The 16,617-nt window shown below is 41.2% G+C and carries 11 protein-coding genes; 1 reads left to right on the top strand and 10 read right to left on the bottom strand.

All coding sequences use genetic code 11. The features are described 5' to 3' along the window. Positions 1–37 precede the first annotated feature (37 nt). From GO495_RS22680 to GO495_RS22650, 7 genes are read right to left on the bottom strand one after another with little or no spacing between them, the layout of a single operon-like run. The gene (locus tag GO495_RS22680; protein WP_157302031.1) at positions 38–694 is read right to left on the bottom strand and encodes an OmpA family protein; all 657 of its coding nucleotides are present in this window, start codon (positions 692–694) and stop codon (positions 38–40) included. Continuing rightward, the gene (locus GO495_RS22675; protein WP_157302029.1) at positions 694–2,190 is read right to left on the bottom strand and encodes a MotA/TolQ/ExbB proton channel family protein; all 1,497 of its coding nucleotides are present in this window, start codon (positions 2,188–2,190) and stop codon (positions 694–696) included. The genes GO495_RS22680 and GO495_RS22675 overlap by 1 nt, the downstream gene beginning before the upstream one ends. Beyond that, a complete protein-coding gene (locus GO495_RS22670) occupies positions 2,183–3,166 on the bottom strand; it encodes a hypothetical protein (RefSeq protein ID WP_157302027.1) in 984 nt (327 codons plus the stop codon). The genes GO495_RS22675 and GO495_RS22670 overlap by 8 nt, the downstream gene beginning before the upstream one ends. Next, on the bottom strand, positions 3,163–6,678 hold the full coding sequence (locus GO495_RS22665) for a hypothetical protein (RefSeq protein WP_157302026.1): 3,516 nt from the start codon (positions 6,676–6,678) through the stop codon (positions 3,163–3,165). The genes GO495_RS22670 and GO495_RS22665 overlap by 4 nt, the downstream gene beginning before the upstream one ends. Before the next feature lie 5 nt (positions 6,679–6,683). After that, entirely contained in the window at positions 6,684–8,171 is a 1,488-nt protein-coding gene (locus GO495_RS22660; RefSeq protein WP_157302024.1) for a hypothetical protein, read from the bottom strand. A 2-nt stretch (positions 8,172–8,173) separates the two neighbouring features. Next, positions 8,174–8,617, bottom strand: a complete 444-nt coding sequence (locus GO495_RS22655) for a hypothetical protein (RefSeq protein ID WP_157302022.1) — start codon at positions 8,615–8,617, stop codon at positions 8,174–8,176. Positions 8,618–8,634: 17 nt separating this feature from the next. Next, positions 8,635–9,876 (bottom strand): hypothetical protein, encoded by a 1,242-nt coding sequence (locus GO495_RS22650; RefSeq protein WP_157302020.1) that lies wholly within the window; start codon positions 9,874–9,876, stop codon positions 8,635–8,637. 913 nt (positions 9,877–10,789) lie between these two features. Here GO495_RS22650 and GO495_RS22645 point away from each other — a divergent pair. Then, positions 10,790–13,162, top strand: a complete 2,373-nt coding sequence (locus GO495_RS22645; protein ID WP_157302018.1) for an FtsX-like permease family protein — start codon at positions 10,790–10,792, stop codon at positions 13,160–13,162. 214 nt (positions 13,163–13,376) lie between these two features. Here GO495_RS22645 and GO495_RS22640 read toward each other — a convergent pair whose 3' ends face one another. Genes GO495_RS22640 through GO495_RS22630 form a run of 3 tightly spaced genes read right to left on the bottom strand, consistent with a single transcriptional unit; the run spans position 13,377 to position 16,389 of the window. Next, entirely contained in the window at positions 13,377–14,054 is a 678-nt protein-coding gene (locus GO495_RS22640) for an ABC transporter ATP-binding protein (protein WP_157302017.1), read from the bottom strand. A gap of 2 nt (positions 14,055–14,056) precedes the next feature. After that, positions 14,057–15,310: an ABC transporter permease gene (locus tag GO495_RS22635; RefSeq protein ID WP_157302016.1), complete on the bottom strand. Its 1,254-nt coding sequence runs from the start codon at positions 15,308–15,310 to the stop codon at positions 14,057–14,059. Beyond that, positions 15,307–16,389, bottom strand: a complete 1,083-nt coding sequence (locus tag GO495_RS22630) for an efflux RND transporter periplasmic adaptor subunit (protein WP_157302015.1) — start codon at positions 16,387–16,389, stop codon at positions 15,307–15,309. Before GO495_RS22630 ends, GO495_RS22635 begins: the two co-directional genes overlap by 4 nt. Positions 16,390–16,617: the final 228 nt, after the last annotated feature.

Raw genomic sequence — 16,617 nt, 5'->3', positions numbered from 1 at the left:
ATAAAGGCTTTCAGGTTTGTACCAGAAAGCCTTTATTTTATTTTACGTCCCCGATCTTCGGAAATATCTGAATCAAAAACCTTTGATTATCCACCTCTAACGGCAACCTCCCAATACCTCCCCATCCATTCCCTGCTATCTGCAAATCTACCAGCTCCTCATACTCCTTCGCCTCAAAATCAATTCCTTTCGACTTCCAGTAATTCTTCAACTCCAACGCCCGCTTATAACTCAATTCATAGTTATGCAATTCCTCTCCTGACTTCGAAGCATATCCCGCTATTACGACCACATAGGACACCCGCTTTAATCGCTCATCCGACACCCGCTCCTGCTCCAAATGATCAATAATAGATTTCAGCTTCAACCCCGCTTTATCAATGCGTTCAATCGTCCCCTGATAATTATACAACTGATCCGGCGTCAACTGATACTGGTTATTTCCAAATTTTACATCAAACGCCAGCTTAAATCGCCTGTACTGCTCTTCATAAATAAATAGCGACGTTTCTGTCTTCAATGGCCGCAAATTTTCCTCCACGGTCTCTATAATTTTCAACTTATTCGCCTGCAACTGTATCGTTGAATTCAACCTTACATAAGTAAGGATATACAATACCAGCATAATAAAAAACAAGCTGGTCATCAGATCAGTATAACTCGGCCAGAATGCATCCGATTTTGAAGTATTCATCACGTTATTGTCTTTTTACCTAACAATTTTGTAAACGATCGGGTAACCTTCACAGAGAAAGAATTCTCTGACAAACGCTTGATCAGGTTCAGCTCTGCTGTCATCATGGCAAACTGTTCATTAAACCTATCGAATGTACTTACATGATCACTCCCCTGACGCTTCAAATCTACCAGATGCTTATTCACTATTTCTAACTGCCCTAGCTTCTCCAGGTGCTTCCACTTCTCATAATAGTCATTCTTTATCTGATCAATCTCTTTCAACGTCAGCTGCTGGATCTCCACAATCCGCTCCTGCGTAAAGTCTTTCAACAACTGCAAGCTACTATCCAACGTATTACTCACTCCATTCACCGCCTTCGTGATCAACTGATGACTATCATCCAGCGAACTATAATGATGCCGCAGGAACTGCATCAATTCACGGTTTTGGGTAAATACTGAGATAATATTATCTCCTAACACATGCAACTCATCCGTCCTGGTCATTACCTGACCGATCTTCTCCGCAAAGGTTCTTGTACTGCCTACCAGTTCACTGATATTGGATACGTATTCATTGAACGCCTTGAACTGCGTCATAGATGCTTGTAACTCCTTCAGGATGACGACATTGGCATTAGCAAAATTTACCACATCCATATTATTCAGTGTATCCAAAATCCGCTCCTGCGATTCAATGGTCTGCACATGTTTACCCATAGCACCACTCAGCTGGTATACATTACTCTTAAACTCATCGTTGAATTTGTGCAAGTTATTCTGCAGAGAGTATAACGTAGAATTAATATTCTGATTTAACAATGGCATCAGATCTGTCTGAATAAAAGTATAAAACTCATTCCGGCTATCTTCCACTTTTCGCTTTGCCCGTTTAAAAAAGAAGCTATTCCCTGCCAAAGTGCATAACAGCCCGGTAAAACTGGCAATCATTGCAATCTTCACTCCTCCCAGCAGCAAATGAATTGCCATACCGGCCGCACTGGGATCTCCTGCCAGACTCTCACCAGATATCTGCATCAGTCCTAACACAATTCCCATAAAAGTCCCCAGCAGCCCAAGATACAACGGCAATGACACCGACTGCTGAATATCGTTTTCCACCACGTTCACATTTCTCTCCACCACGTCTTTGATTAGGTGAAAATCAGCAGCAACTCCCCTGTTTCGTAACAAATAGGTATTGATATTCCGCACAATCTTATCCGTTACTTTATTTCCCTTATCTTTTTTCAACATCAGATCTACATACAATACCTCTTCGCGTACTTCATCACTATCGCCTACATATTTGTTGATGTTATTCAACAACTCATTAGGATGTAATTGAAACAGCCGCCTCGCCAGTCCGACATTAATTACCTCAAATTCCTCGTATGATGGGAATATCTGCTCGAATAACCTGATCTGCTTTAACGTTCTTAAAAATACGGTAATCTGCAATCCTATAATAGAGATTGCGCCGAATATCTCTACCGCCTGTACACTATTCATATCTTATAATGGCTTTATCTTTAATGATCCATTTTTCATTTTCCAATATCGCACGACCCGGCGTTCGGGTTACAATATTCCGCGTGCCTGACGAAGGCAGATTTTCTTCATCACAGGCAGGTTTAATATAACTTTCAACTACTTTGATAATTTCACTGATACTGGCACCAGTTGTATGTAGTTCAAACCTGGCCTCATTCCCACCCGGCTGAAGAATGAATTTATACACAGTATTCTCCCTGTTGTTAGACCTGGCACTGGATGGAAAATAATTGTTCGTCGGACCGGTCATATAAAAAGTAGCCCCTGGTGGCTCCTCTGCGGGTATTACAGGAACAACCTCTGGTGCAGGCTGCTGCAGCTTCTCCATATTACTTTTAAGGCTAGCATATTCTTCCTGGATCTTCTTTAGGGTAGGGCTTGTGTTAATTAAATGTTCAACTTCCGCACTATTAATCCCAGCCTGATACTTTGCTTTCTCCCATTGTAAATTAGCTTTTTGAGCATCAAGATGTTTTTGAATCTTCCAAAGCCTATCGCGAATATTCCCATTAGTGCGGAAAACGTACATCCCCATTCCAACGATTAGCCCCAACGACAACCATGATGTCCAGTATTGCCAGTCCGACATTGGCTCAGCAGCAGGTGTAGGCATAAGTGCTGATTTTGAAGTATTTTCATGTTGATGAGGAGCTATCACCACAGCAGTAGTCTCTTTAGACACTACCCCGCTATCTGCTGTTCCAGGGCGCATCTCTTCTTTCTCATGCACAGGAGCTACCACCTCATTTTTTTTTTCAACCAGCGGCTTATTTTCTTTCTTTTTCTGTGGCGCTACATCTTTTTTAGAAGATGGTTTTTTAGTAGACACTTTTTCTTCCTTCTTTTTCATAATAGCCTTAGGCGCTCCTTGCTGCCCAACAACACCTCCGTGAAAAAGATATATAAAAATCAGTAACGTGATAATTCCTTTCATGAGTTTACGAGGTTAGTTTCATTATAAATTTTATAGGCCAGTCTGTTCAAAGCCCCTATTAATGGATAAAAGAACAAGGTTTCTTCAAGATTAATATTGACATTCCCCTCCAGCTCTTTCAACTTCTCTTTAATCCCACTCTGCAAGTCATTCCTCACTCTATCTTTCAACAACTTTTTATATTGCTCAAACCGGCTGGGGTTCACTCCGAAGTGCCGGAAGTAGTTAAATTTGTGGTCCCATTCAAAAAACTTATCAATATATTCCGTCACTGTCCCACACACATCCTGTATTAGCCGTTCATCGTCCAACTGGCTATAATTAAGCGTCGTACCTGGAATTAAGAGGTCCTGATTACCTCCTACTAACACACTTGTGATCTCATTTTCCAGTTTATGGAACTGCGCAAAGTCTGTACATTCCAATCCTCCTTTACAGGTAATCTCTTTAGATTTATCATTAAATCTGAATTCGATCTCAGGACACTCTTCTCCAAACACATCAGAGAAAATAAGTCTCGAAAAAGCATTTAAAGTGTGCAGGTTAGCCCCATCTGTGAGCTTCACCAGCCTAGCGCCATTTCCACTAAAAGTGATGTACTCGGGCACTTCCAGTTTCTTTGCTTTCATCAGTTGTGCTATATGATAAATAATTGCCCCGTAGAAGAAGATCAATACCAGTTTTAATTCGCTCTCTTCCATCAGCATCCTGGAGAATGAAAGCGAGACGCCCTTATCTTTCAGGGTCTTATTATCTTCCAATGAAAAGAAAAATTCAATCAGCTCGATCGAATTGGAATTACGGCTCTTCAACTCCTCCAACACTGTGCTTAAATTATTCCCGGCAATATTCTTCAACGACTCATTAATGCTTGTTTCAAACCGTTGCACAAATCCATTAGAATTCACATTGCTACCATATCCATCTCCGAATATGGCATTCGCAGCAAACCTGAAAGATGTTAGCAGGATAGGAAATTCTCCCTTATAAGCCACAATATCGGTCGTACCACCACCAATGTCTATATTCACAGCACTCCTGTCATGCGCCCTTACATTTTCTTTATGATAATAATAATAGAATGGCGCAAAGGATTCAGACATGCTATGCAGCTTATTGGCATCGCCGAAGTAACGTTTATAATAGTCTTTCCATGCATTGTCCAGGAAGCTCCTTCTGTAGATAGTCATGCTGGTCGGATAAAACCACACTATCTCTGTAGCAGCCAGGTCACCACCATTGATTAACACTTTATTTCGGATCATCAGCATTAACTGCTTCATAAATGCCCTTGTTCTGCGCTCAAATCTTTTTTGGTATCTGAACTCACCCCATTTCAGATTAGAAGTAATTTCTCCGCCATACTGCACTACTTCTTTCAAATACCCGAACGGAATATTTAATTCAGCCAATGCAAAGTTTGCCTCATCCGGATTAAAAGATCCATTATCACAAATCACTGTACGCTGTGGGAAACGGTACTGTTTACCCTGCCCTATCGTAAAAGGCAGGAACTCCTCCCTCACCACTTCAGTCAGTGCGATTGCTCCCAATCCAAGTCTGGCAACTTTTAGTGCAGCCAGTGTTCGCTCATCCGGCGCATACAGGGTGCCTACCTGTATATCCTTTTCTGTGATATCAAATGGCCTTGGTGATTCATTACCAACCTTATATTCAATATGCGTATTCGTTGTACCGAAGTCAATGGCAAACTTAAATACTTTTCCTGCCGTCTGCTGAGGCACAAACAACGGAATTAACAATGCCCTGGCAGTGGTATTCATGACTTCTATAAAATCAAAATTCTTTTCCAGTATATTGTACAGGGTTGTTACTCCTTCCTTTTTATGCTTATTGCTGCGCTGCCGTGGAGCAAGATTATTAATTACATTCAATGGCTGTGCCTCATTATAAAAATTAAGTGTATAACTGTTATGCTTAGTCAGCGCCTGCATATCCCTGTCTACCAGCATTACTCTGTAATGGGGATTAATATAAGGATCAGTGACCCTCAGAAAAGGATATACAGCTATGGTAAACTGATGCTCCACGACAATCCCCAGGTTATTCACTTCATCAGGTTGCTGAATCTTATCGCTGAATTGGTTCACCAAATAAATCCTCGACATCTCGATATATCGGTCATTCCTCACAGGAATTCTCAATATTGCTTTTACACCACCCGGCATCTGCACCATCTCAAACCGCTTCTTCCCATCTGACACATTGCGCTGCAGATCGTCTACAGTAAAGTACTGGAAGTAATTCTTTTTGATAGGCAATGCATAACCATGATCGCTATCCCCGGTACGAATCGCATAATTACCATCAAAAAATTTTTCCGTATCAATAGGATAAGGTAATCTCACCAGGTAAGGCTCCAGGAAATCACTTACGGTCAGGTAAGGATATTTCAAATGTCCCTGGTTAGGTAGCGTCCTTTCATATAATGGACTGGGATCATAGGCAGGTACATTTTTATGATAATCTTTCTGCCATAGGCCACCTGCAAATCGCAAAGGTTCATTAAACGGCTCCATGGGAAATACACAGGGCATGGGACCTTCTACCAGCCTGGAAGCATCTATTACAAAGTCGTTTTCGTCGGAAAAATTCACCACCCCGTATTTCTTCGATCTCAGTGAATGGCGTAATATCTCAGCATTATTCCCTACTGAATTCACCGGAATCTTCTGATATTCCTTTTCATAAAATCCCGCATCCAGGTTCCGGATGATTGTCCGTAGATCTTCACTCAGCAAAGGAAAACAGGTAGACATATAAGTGTCCACATCAGGGAAAAGACTGGAGAATTGAGAAAATGATGCCTTAAATGCATACAAATACTTAATAAAGTCCTTATCCCGTTTATACAAAGGACAGTATTGACTATCGAATACCCTGTCATTTGCAAACATGATATCCACGTAGGACAGGTCATTTGCCGAGGAAAAGAATAGTGTAGAAGGTGAAGTCCCACCAATAATATTAATCAGGTCAGGACCGTTTTTATAATTAAGCAGGTAAAAATGCCCAAGGTGAGAAAAGTTAAACGCCACCTTATCCTGTACAATGTATGTCTTCAAAGTTTCTCCCAGCAATTTATGTCTGGGATCTCCGGATTTCATCAACATGCCAAGATCGCTACCTTCCGCGATTTCTATATCATTACCATTTGTGATAATACCGGCATTCCATTCAATAATTTCTATCTTATCGGAGAGTGCCTCAATATTAAAAAATATATTCGCAATATCCAGGCAGTCGGATACGATCCGATGATAAATAGTAGTGCCATCTATTACACCACTAAGGTTTACATTCCTCAAAGCAGTTCTTACCAGGTCCATTCTCGCAAAAGGTGTAGGAATAGAAGTGATCTGCGTATTAGCATTTGCTCCGGCAGGATCTGTGATAGAATTGATAAACGTGTCATGTAAATGGCCTCCTGTATCCTGCCAGCCTTCAATATTTTCAGATGCCCCTTTATGCAGGCGAAAGATTTTGCTCATATCAGCTACAGATTTAACTCTTTATTGATGATGACAGCAGTTGTTGCGGAGAACAATGCCAGTAGTTTACGGGTGCTATTTAAATGGTCCAGTCCGGGTTCTGACTTTGATAATACTTTCAGATAGTTATCTACGCCTGAAGAGTCCAGTACCCGCTTCAGGAAATCCTTTTTATTAGGCATCCCATTAACAAGGTTATAGATATCCTTACCTTTTCTTTCAGTATCAATAGCAGAAAATCCAACATTGGAATGTGCCATTTCATTCAGCCATTCAGTGTAATGGCGGTTGAAGACAGTAATCGCTGCTAGATATCTACCCTCCAGTTCTTCCGGTGTTAATTTATTATTCCCATGATTTGCCCATGCTTCACCTTTCTTTCCAGCGAATTCTTCATAATGGTTGTCCATAAAACTCCGGAAAAGGCTGAATCTGGTCAGTGGTTTTGTGACCAGGTCATACGTCTGTCTTGGAAGGTCCGGGAAAGTGATATTCATACTCTCCTTTCCCAGACCAAATTCAAAATATTTGGGGTTAACTGCCTTCCGGTCATCACTGACCTGCAGCTTATTATCTTCCAAGGACATAAAGTCAATAATGCTTAGGGCAGCAGCCAGCTCTACAAAATGTGCTTTGTTCCTTTGCTCATTGGAGCCATCGGCACCTTTCTGATCATTCGTAACTTTATCCCCTATATAATATAAGGCGTTTATAGCGCGGGTACTCTCCGCTGTCATATTATGCGCGTAGTAGGATAATGCCGCCTTCGTTTTTGAAATAAAAGAATTACTATCAATGGTGACACCATTTATTTTATCTACACCAAAATATGGCAGTACTGTCACGGCACCCACTTTTGCCCGTTGCAGATAATAATGCCGGGGGATTGGTGGTGTTGCATCCCTGATATTTTTTAATAACAGGGGAAATCCCGCAGCACCGGTACCTCCAAAGATCGAACTGATGATAAACACCCTATCCTGTTCTTCAAAATTGGAAGCAAACTTTCTAAAGAAAGGAGCATCTTTAAATTTATTCAATACCACACTGCCAATATTGGGGTTGCCTTTAAAGCCAACTTCCATATCCGCGTTCAGGTTAGCCGTGGAAAATAAGAGGGATGCAAAGGCCTTATTGTTTTTATCAAGTTCACTGTAGCCGATGAATTCTTTGAACAGTTGTTCTTTTACGCCATCAATGTCGAACTTAAAATTATCTGACAGGAAACCAGCATCGCCTAATTCATCGAGGGAGGTGATCATGGTTTTGAAGAAGTCACTGCTATCGGAGGCACCTTTCTCTCTGATCTTTTTATAGGTTTTGAGTAACTCGATAGTGCGTGTCAGGTCCCCATTTGAGATATCAGGGTCAATAATAATAGGTACGATGGCATCGGTGTTCATTATTTGCACACCTGCAGCCATCAGCATGGTCAATGCCTTTACTACCCTGGAGCCTGTACCACCTATTGCAAACAGGAATAATTTAGCCATTGTCAGAAGGGGATTTTTTTGTTAACGATACTTTTCCACTTAATGAAGAGGGATAAAAGGACAGACCATATCACGGAGTAGATAGCGGCAGTGAGACCGAATCTCACGCAATCGCCATTATGGAAGTTCAGCTCTTGACAGTAGTTGTTATTAACAAGATCTCTATGTGGTTCCAGATAGGCAATCAGGTAAATAATGAAAGCTCCTGTAAATACATTGATCAGCCACCAGCCTAATTTGTTAAAGGGATGTCTGTTCAATAATCCATAATAATAGTTCAACATGATTACGGCATTTACCAAAATCATAAAGAGGAATACTATACTATAAGCAGACTGCCGAGAGAAAGTTTGACAATTAACATCCAGTCCGCGTAGGTGTTCTCCCAGTCCACCGGAAGTAGAATACAGTCCTACAGCTTCAAATAAGCCAGATAAAATATTCATAGTAATTGAGGTTTATATTATTTATTAATTACAATATCATTTATGGGCAACTTAAATGCATGATCGGAGCTACTAGCATTATAGGCCTGGGAAAAACCTCTCATTAGTTGTTTGAATCCGAAGGTCTGGTATTGCTGCATGCTATCTACCGGATTGCTATCATTCTCATTTCCAGTTTGGTCAATCCACGAAGGGATATCGTATTTTATTAACAATCTCAGTGAATGAGGTGGCAATAAATGATCAGTCTTTAGGGTGATACTGTACGGCTGTTCCCCGGTTGTCTTATTAATATCCACTACTGAAAAGCCATCATTCACTATATAATTTTGAGCGTTCAACAGGTAATCATCCAAATACCCCAACCGGCTAAGGTCGGCATCAAAAGAGAACTGAAACACCCCTTTATGTTCTTCTGCTTCTGAAATCCGCATCAGGCAGGACGGTTTTGCATATTCAAATGAACCTTTCTTGTTTTTATAAGTCATAACAGCATAAGCTGCGTCTGTAGAGTCGTTCGCTGACAAGCAATAACTAGCTTCAAATCCCGGATAGTTCTTAAAGTCTATTCTTTGTAATAGCGTTGCAAGATTTTCTTTCTTACCGAATAAGAGCAGGTAGTAAGGACGGTTGATGTTATTAACTCTTACAGGTTTTCCGCCGGTAGATTCTGTATAATATAATCCGGAAAAGCTGGAATTATACTTGATTACAATAGTAGAGATATTCCCTTCAGTTTGTAGCTTTTTAGTCATGAAGACTTTCAGTTCTGCTTCAGCTAAAGTAGGACTACCTCCTTTATCTGAGAAGATACAATCGGATACAAGTATACTTACCTTTTTCTCCATTCTGGTAGTACAGGAATCAATGATCTGGGGCAATAGAGAAGATCCTTCAGGTGGACATAAATTTTTAAGTACAGCAGGATTCAACCCCATAATACTTTTTACCAAAGGTGTACTACCGAGTGGTTGAAAAGGACAAGCATGTCCATTTATCAGGAACAGTTGTGGTTCTTTCTTCAATTGAGCCGCGACATCACTTACAAAATTAATCAGCACGTTCTTAAAGTCCGAAGCCCTGCCAAGGTAACCGGCCATGCTACCTGAATTTTCGATATAGATGTTGTAGGTTACATCAGGATTTGCACGTTTCTGAGGCTTGCAATCAGGACGGGGTAATCCTTGGTCACAACTCAGCAAAAATATCAACATACACATTAGGAGTCTTCCATGGGTCGGGGTATTAGCATTCTTCATATTGTAAATTTTATAACATCAGCAGGTAATGTCTCTTGTCCCAACGAAGATGAAACTAACTATTGAAGGAAAAAACCTGAACAGGCAGGGGAAATTTCCCCTTTTTTATTCTACCTCCGATTATACCAGATTTGTGACAGGGGATTTTTCCGGTATTTACCATTGACATCATTTCGATATAGAGCAAAGGTTTACTTTTATATCGTTCATAAAAAACATCTCGTCATTAACCTCTAAAAACAATAAAACCATGCATACAGATTATGGGACTATTATCATTTCTATTGGCTTTCTCATCCTCTTAATAGCTCTCTATGTAAGCCTCGTTCGATGGGTACTCCGGATCAATGACATTGTATTTTACTTGGATAAAATAAATGAAAAGTTGAACAGAATTGAGCGGGAGAAGGCAGCATCTAAAGAATAAGTCTAAACTTTGCCAATTTGCCCTTTTTATAACTACATCTCTGTAAATCATTTATTTCCAGAGTACTTTTCATGAAAGATTTTTTTATAGATTAATCCACCTTTTTTAAATCCACATTGATATTCCTTAGGTCTTCGAACAGCTCTTTTCTTGTCAGATGATGTGAAAAACCGCCATTAGAAATTAAAAAGGATAACACAATTAAGAAAAAAAATACTTTTCATTAGGCACGGTCTTATTTTATCGTCTGTAGTAAAAAAAGAGTTTTCACAGGTAGCGAAGAGCATCCTCAACTGAACCTAATATATGCACCAATTTTTAAATTTCCCATATTACCGGTGTTATTTGAATAAACAAAACCGCACATACAGTGTATCAAAACCGGACATATGCACAAATGTTCTCATGCGCATTTTACTGTTATTAATAAAATAATAATCTGGCATCTTCTTAGTGACTTTAACCCTCATGTATTAAGAAACAATTATGCTTAGAAACTATTTTAAGATTGCCTTCCGTCATTTCCTTAAAAACCGTCAGTTTACTTTCCTTAATCTAATAGGGTTATCTACAGGCCTTGCCGGTGCTTTGCTGATCTATTTGTGGGTATACGATGAACTCACAATTGACAAGTTCCACGAAAAAGGCCTTCAATTATTCCAGGTAATGGAGCAACGACCGCATGCCGGAGGAATTAATACAACTTCCGAAACTTCGCCCTTACTGGCAGAAGCCCTAATGCAAACAATGCCGGAGGTGGAATATGCGGCAGCCAGCACGCCTCCTTCCTGGTTCCCGAAGATGGTTCTTTCTGTTGGAGACAATACAGTTAAAGCAGCGGGGATATTTGCAGGCAAAGACTACTTCAATATCTTCTCTTACCCGCTTTTACAAGGCAGCAGCATGCGGGTGCTGACCGATAAGCATGCCATTGTGATATCGGAAAAACTTGCCATGAAATTATTCCATACAACTGAAAACCTTATTGGAAAAACCATTCACTGGCAACTATATGATATTAAAAAGCAGAGTGTTATTGCTGGCGTTTTTAAAGGAACACCTGCCAATTCTTCCATACAATTCGATCTGGCATTTCCATTTGCGACATTTAAAGACATTGTGGGAATAACAGGAACAATGAACAGCCAGAACAATTCCGGCCCTTTTTACACTTATCTGGTGCTCAAAAAAGGCACCAGCGTAGCACATTTCAACGATAAGCTCAACGCTTTTATGAATAGCTATGATAAAAGCACTGATCGTAATTTATTTCTGAAGCCCTATGGCGAAAATTATCTTTATGGGAATTATGAGAACGGGATACAGTCGGGTGGCAGAATCGGATATGTAAAGCTATTTTCCCTGATAGCACTTTTTATCGTTATTATCGCCTGTATCAACTTCATGAATCTTTCAACGGCAAAAGCATCCGGCAGAATGAAGGAAATTGGTATATGCAAAGCAATGGGCGCCGACCGGAAAACCCTGATACTTCAGCATATGGGAGAAGCTTTGCTGATGGCCTTTTTATCGCTGATAATAGCATTACTGCTGGTACAGTTGCTGCTTCCCCGTTTCAATGAAATTACAGGGAAGCACTTGGTAGTCCGTGCGGACATTAACCTTATATTATCATTTCTGGGCATTACGCTGTTCACCGGGCTAATAGCAGGCAGCTATCCTGCCTTATACCTCTCCGGTTTTAATCCCGTGGCCGTACTAAAGGGAAACGTCCGCAACAGCATGGAGGAATTATGGGCCCGGAAAGGGTTGGTGGTATTTCAATTTAGCCTGTCGTTCATATTTATTGCGGCAGTATTGATCGTGTATAAACAAATAACCTACATACAAACAAAAAATCCGGGGTATGACAAAGACCACGTGATCTACTTTGAGTCTGAAGGAAATGTAGCTGCCAGTATACCAGCTTTTCTTTCTGAAGTGAAAAAGATACCTGGTATTGTAAATGCTTCAGCAATGGTAGGTCACATACTGGGCAGTCCTGGTATACCTGTTTCATGGAAGGAAAATGGACGGGAAGAAATGATTATGTTCAGGAACCTTCACGGCACCTATGATTTAATAGAGACCCTGGGAATTAAAATGCTTTCCGGACGCTCTTTTTCACAAAATTCCGGCACAGACGGATCAAAGATCATCTTTAATGAAGCGGCCATCAAAACCATGGGAATCAAAGATCCGGTGGGAAAAGTTATCAATTTTGCAGGCATGCGCCGTGAAATAGCAGGGGTGGTCAAAAACTTTCATTTTGAATCTCTGCATGAGTCAGTAAAACCGTTATTCATTGAGCTGGACCACCAGACACAGACTATCCTCGTAAGGATCAGCCCAGGGATGGAAAGGAAAGTGATTGATCAGCTAGGCTCCTTCTATAAGTCCTTCAATCCTAAGTTTTCTTTCGATTACAATTTCCTGAATGCAGATTTCCAGGCTCAATACAATGCAGAAAAACAGGTAGCTGAATTATCAAAATACTTCGCAGGACTGGCAGTATTGATATCCTGTCTGGGGCTGTTTGGCCTGTCCACTTTCACGGCAGAGCGGAAACGTAAAGAAATAGGCATCCGCAAAGTGCTGGGAGCAACAGCAAAGAATGTGATGCTGTTATTATTCAGGGATTTATTACTATCTGTACTTATTGCTATGGTCATTGCAATTCCCCTGGCCTGGTGGACCATCAGCAGTTGGCTGCAGCGATTTGCCTATCATATTCATATTGGCCCCGATGTTTTCCTGATAGCCGGAGGCGCAATAATAGGAATTACTCTACTCACCATTAGTTTTCATACCATTAAAGCTACCATGACAAATTCTGTGAATGACCTGAGAACTGAATAAACGCTTTCCGGTTGTAGATTTTATTTTATCGGGAAAAGAATTCTCTTAATAGCTGATACATTATCAATTTTAATTCCATGAACCTTTTTTATTACTCTCGTTCCATAATTATATCCACCGTCTAATGCTGGCAATTGCGCTTTTTCTTCTGCTTTAATTTTTGCAGTATCCCACTTTCCATCAGATCACATTCATGTTAACTAATTTATAGGTTTTATAATAAAATTTTCCCATCTTCCATTTGTATGATCCTGTGCGTGCGGGAAGCAAATTCCTGGTCATGCGTAACGATTAGCAACGTTTGCTGATATTCCTCAGCAAGCCGTTTAAAAATATCAAATACTATTTCACTGTTTTTCTTATCGAGATTACCGGTGGGTTCATCTCCCATAATAATACAGGGATCGTTGATCAATGCCCTTGCTATGGCCACACGTTGTTTCTCACCGCCCGACAACTGATTGGCTTTTTTATGAGCCAGTTTTTCGATACCAAGCATGTTCAGTTTTTCGATAGCACGATGCTCCACTTCCTGTTCGGGATATCTGTTGAGTTTAAGTCCGGGCAACATCACATTATGTAATACACTGAATTCATTGAGCAGGTAATGAAATTGAAATACAAACCCGATCTTCTCATTGCGTACCCTGGCCAGTGCAGGCTCCGGCTTGTTGACCATCGATATATTGTCAATCAGCAGCTCCCCTTCATAATCCGTATCCATGGTCGACAGGATATACAGCAGGGTGGATTTGCCGCAACCAGACTTCCCCGTCACTGCTACAAATTCCCCTTTATTGACGCTGAAAGTAATGTCGCTTAGCACCTTCACGTCTACCGGATCGTGGAAGTATTTATTGATATTGCGTGCTTCAAGGATAATGTCTGCCATAATTATTTGCCCCTGATGATGACAACCGGATCAATTCTACTGGCCTTCCTCGAAGGAAGCCAGCCGGCAAGGTAAGTGGATATAAGGGAAAAGGCGCCGCCAATAACATAAATAAATGGATCATAGCTAACCGGGTAGGTGGTAATGGTGGGTAGTGAAGTGGTACGAAAAGGTAACTGGTCAATACCCAGTGAAAGCAGGAATCCCATTATCAAACCCGCCAGACCTCCGAAAACCCCAATGCTCATGGCGATAAAAATAAATATCCTTTTCACATCACGCCCGGCAAAACCTGTTGCTTTCAGAATAGCAATGGAATCCATTTTTTCGTAGATCATCATGTTAAGTATATTGTAAATGCCAAAACCCGATACGGTAAGCAACGTAATACCTACTGCATAAGAAATAAGCGACCGTATAAAACTGCCTGTTTCAAACTCAGCATTGAGGGTTTGAATATCCTGTGCACTGGTATTAAAAAGCCGGCTATACTCACGTGCCAGCGCCGGTGCTGCAGTGATATCTTTTACCCTGATCTGTATATCCGTTATGTAGTTCTGTGTCTTGCCCAGCAGTTTCCGGGCGGTAGACAGCGAAGTAAAGCTTTGCACCTTATCGTAGTCCCGTATACCTGATTGCCAGAAACCTACTACTTTCAGGGAGAATCTTTCTCCGTCTGCTGTTGTCAGTTGCACATTCTCCCTGAGATTGACCAGCAGACTTTCTGCCAGTGCTTTACCGAGAATAATGCTGTTAGGCTCTTTCTCCAGCAAAGAGGCGTCGCCCGCTACTACATATTCCGCGAAATGAAAAAGGGCGTTTTCCTGGTATTCTTCAATACCATTTACCGAAGCTGTTATGTCAACTGTCCCCTCTCTAAAAAAGGCCTGCAGTAGTATTTTAGGAGCGACACCAACAACCCGTTCATCCTTACGCAGTGCTTCCAGAATGGCTCCACTGTTATAAATGTCAGAACGGCTGCTGCTGGCTTTTACAGAATGAATAAAATGATGGCCGGAACGGAAAGCGGGTGATAGATAGACCGGCTGAATAGCAGATGGTTTTACTTCATTATACAGGCGTACATGGGGCGTACGGTTTAGAAAAAGGGAATCCATCATTTCATTGAGCCCATTCATAAAACCCAGTAGTGATACAAACATGGTAATGCTGAAGGTAACGCCGATGGCGGCAATGAGTGTTTGCCGCCATCGGGCCAGCAGCAATGACTGCGCTATGCTGATAATCAATTTCATGGTGCTGGTTTTAAGATAACATCGTTGACCGTTAATCCGGCTGTAATCTCTACTTTCTGGTAATCCTCCAATCCAATCGATACTTTTCTCTTTTCTTTATTCGCCAATAATACAAAACCTCCTTCCTGCAGGCATGAACGTGGAATAGTGAGGGCTTCTTTCTTTTGTGCAATGATAATATTGGCTTCACAGGTTAAGTTGGGATATAATACAGGAGGAGATTGCAGGAATTGTGCCTCCACGGTAAATGTCTTTGACTTTTCATGCATAAAGGGCTTAACTTTTGTTACCACTGCCTCAAACACCTGTCCTCTGTAACTATCCATGGTGATAAGTATTTTTTGTTCCGGTCTTATACGGGCGATATCATATTCATCGACCTGCAGTTCCAACAAAAAGGAAGTCGCGTCGCCAATAACAGCAATGGGTTGTTGTGTATTGACCATCTCTCCTTCTTCCACCAGGATATCATATACTTTACCTCTATATTCACTTTTGATCGTATAATCGCCTGCCTGCGACTTAGATATCTGCAGGTTCTTGAATGCTTGCTTCTCTTCGAAGCTGATCTCGCGCTGCAATTCTGCATAACGCAGGCTGGCTGCTTCATAATTGCTACTGGAGGTTTTCCAGGCAAGCTCACGCTGATCGAGATCATTACGGCTGCCTATCTGCTGCGCCCAAAGGTTCCGCTGGCGTTGCAACTGTAAAGCATCATGGTCCAGCTTCATCTTCGCCTGATCAATATTCAAACGCAACTCCGCCAGCCTCCGGGAATTGGCTGCTCTGGTGGCGTTTTCAGCTGCAATACCGGCATTCTCGACCCGCAACTGTGCCGTAACACCCGAAAGCTGCAGGAGCACCTTGTTTTTATCGACCATATCCCCTTCTCTTACCATCCATCTGACCACAATGCCGTTAACGGTAGAGAAAACCTCATACTGGTTACTGCTTTTTATAAAACCTGAAGCATATACTGATTCCGTAATCTTTTCAAGCACAGGTTTTATTTCTTCCTTACTCCTGTTGCACGAAGTCACTATCAAAAGAAGGCTCAACAGTATTAAAGAGTACTTCATAAGACGAGGCGTTATGTTTTATAACTATCAGGTTGCCTGTTCATTCAGAAATAATAGTATCACGGTTCCTCATTGAAAATACGACTGGTCGGCCATATCAGGAATGAGGCTGGTCACTGAAGACAGTGATGATTATCATTTCTTTAGGTAAGTAATTTTCCTGATAGCCTGAGGCGCAAGAATAGCAGCACAGCAGTACCCACACAGCACAAACTGATAAACCAGCCC

It is taken from the genome of Chitinophaga oryziterrae, assembly GCF_009758125.1.
In the GTDB taxonomy this organism is placed as follows: domain Bacteria; phylum Bacteroidota; class Bacteroidia; order Chitinophagales; family Chitinophagaceae; genus Chitinophaga; species Chitinophaga oryziterrae.
The sequence above is the reverse complement of the archived record's forward strand: the minus strand, read 5'-3'. Positions and strand labels throughout refer to the sequence as shown.

What these genes read in the sequence shown, in the direction of transcription:
- GO495_RS22645 (WP_157302018.1), top strand. Translation starts at nt 10,790, where the DNA reads ATGCTTAGAAACTATTTTAAGATTGCCTTCCGTCATTTCCTTAAAAAC.
- GO495_RS22630 (WP_157302015.1), bottom strand. Translation starts at nt 16,389, where the DNA reads ATGAAGTACTCTTTAATACTGTTGAGCCTTCTTTTGATAGTGACTTCG.
- GO495_RS22660 (WP_157302024.1), bottom strand. Translation starts at nt 8,171, where the DNA reads ATGGCTAAATTATTCCTGTTTGCAATAGGTGGTACAGGCTCCAGGGTA.
- GO495_RS22675 (WP_157302029.1), bottom strand. Translation starts at nt 2,190, where the DNA reads ATGAATAGTGTACAGGCGGTAGAGATATTCGGCGCAATCTCTATTATA.
- GO495_RS22670 (WP_157302027.1), bottom strand. Translation starts at nt 3,166, where the DNA reads ATGAAAGGAATTATCACGTTACTGATTTTTATATATCTTTTTCACGGA.
- GO495_RS22665 (WP_157302026.1), bottom strand. Translation starts at nt 6,678, where the DNA reads ATGAGCAAAATCTTTCGCCTGCATAAAGGGGCATCTGAAAATATTGAA.
- GO495_RS22640 (WP_157302017.1), bottom strand. Translation starts at nt 14,054, where the DNA reads ATGGCAGACATTATCCTTGAAGCACGCAATATCAATAAATACTTCCAC.
- GO495_RS22650 (WP_157302020.1), bottom strand. Translation starts at nt 9,876, where the DNA reads ATGAAGAATGCTAATACCCCGACCCATGGAAGACTCCTAATGTGTATG.
- GO495_RS22680 (WP_157302031.1), bottom strand. Translation starts at nt 694, where the DNA reads ATGAATACTTCAAAATCGGATGCATTCTGGCCGAGTTATACTGATCTG.
- GO495_RS22635 (WP_157302016.1), bottom strand. Translation starts at nt 15,310, where the DNA reads ATGAAATTGATTATCAGCATAGCGCAGTCATTGCTGCTGGCCCGATGG.
- GO495_RS22655 (WP_157302022.1), bottom strand. Translation starts at nt 8,617, where the DNA reads ATGAATATTTTATCTGGCTTATTTGAAGCTGTAGGACTGTATTCTACT.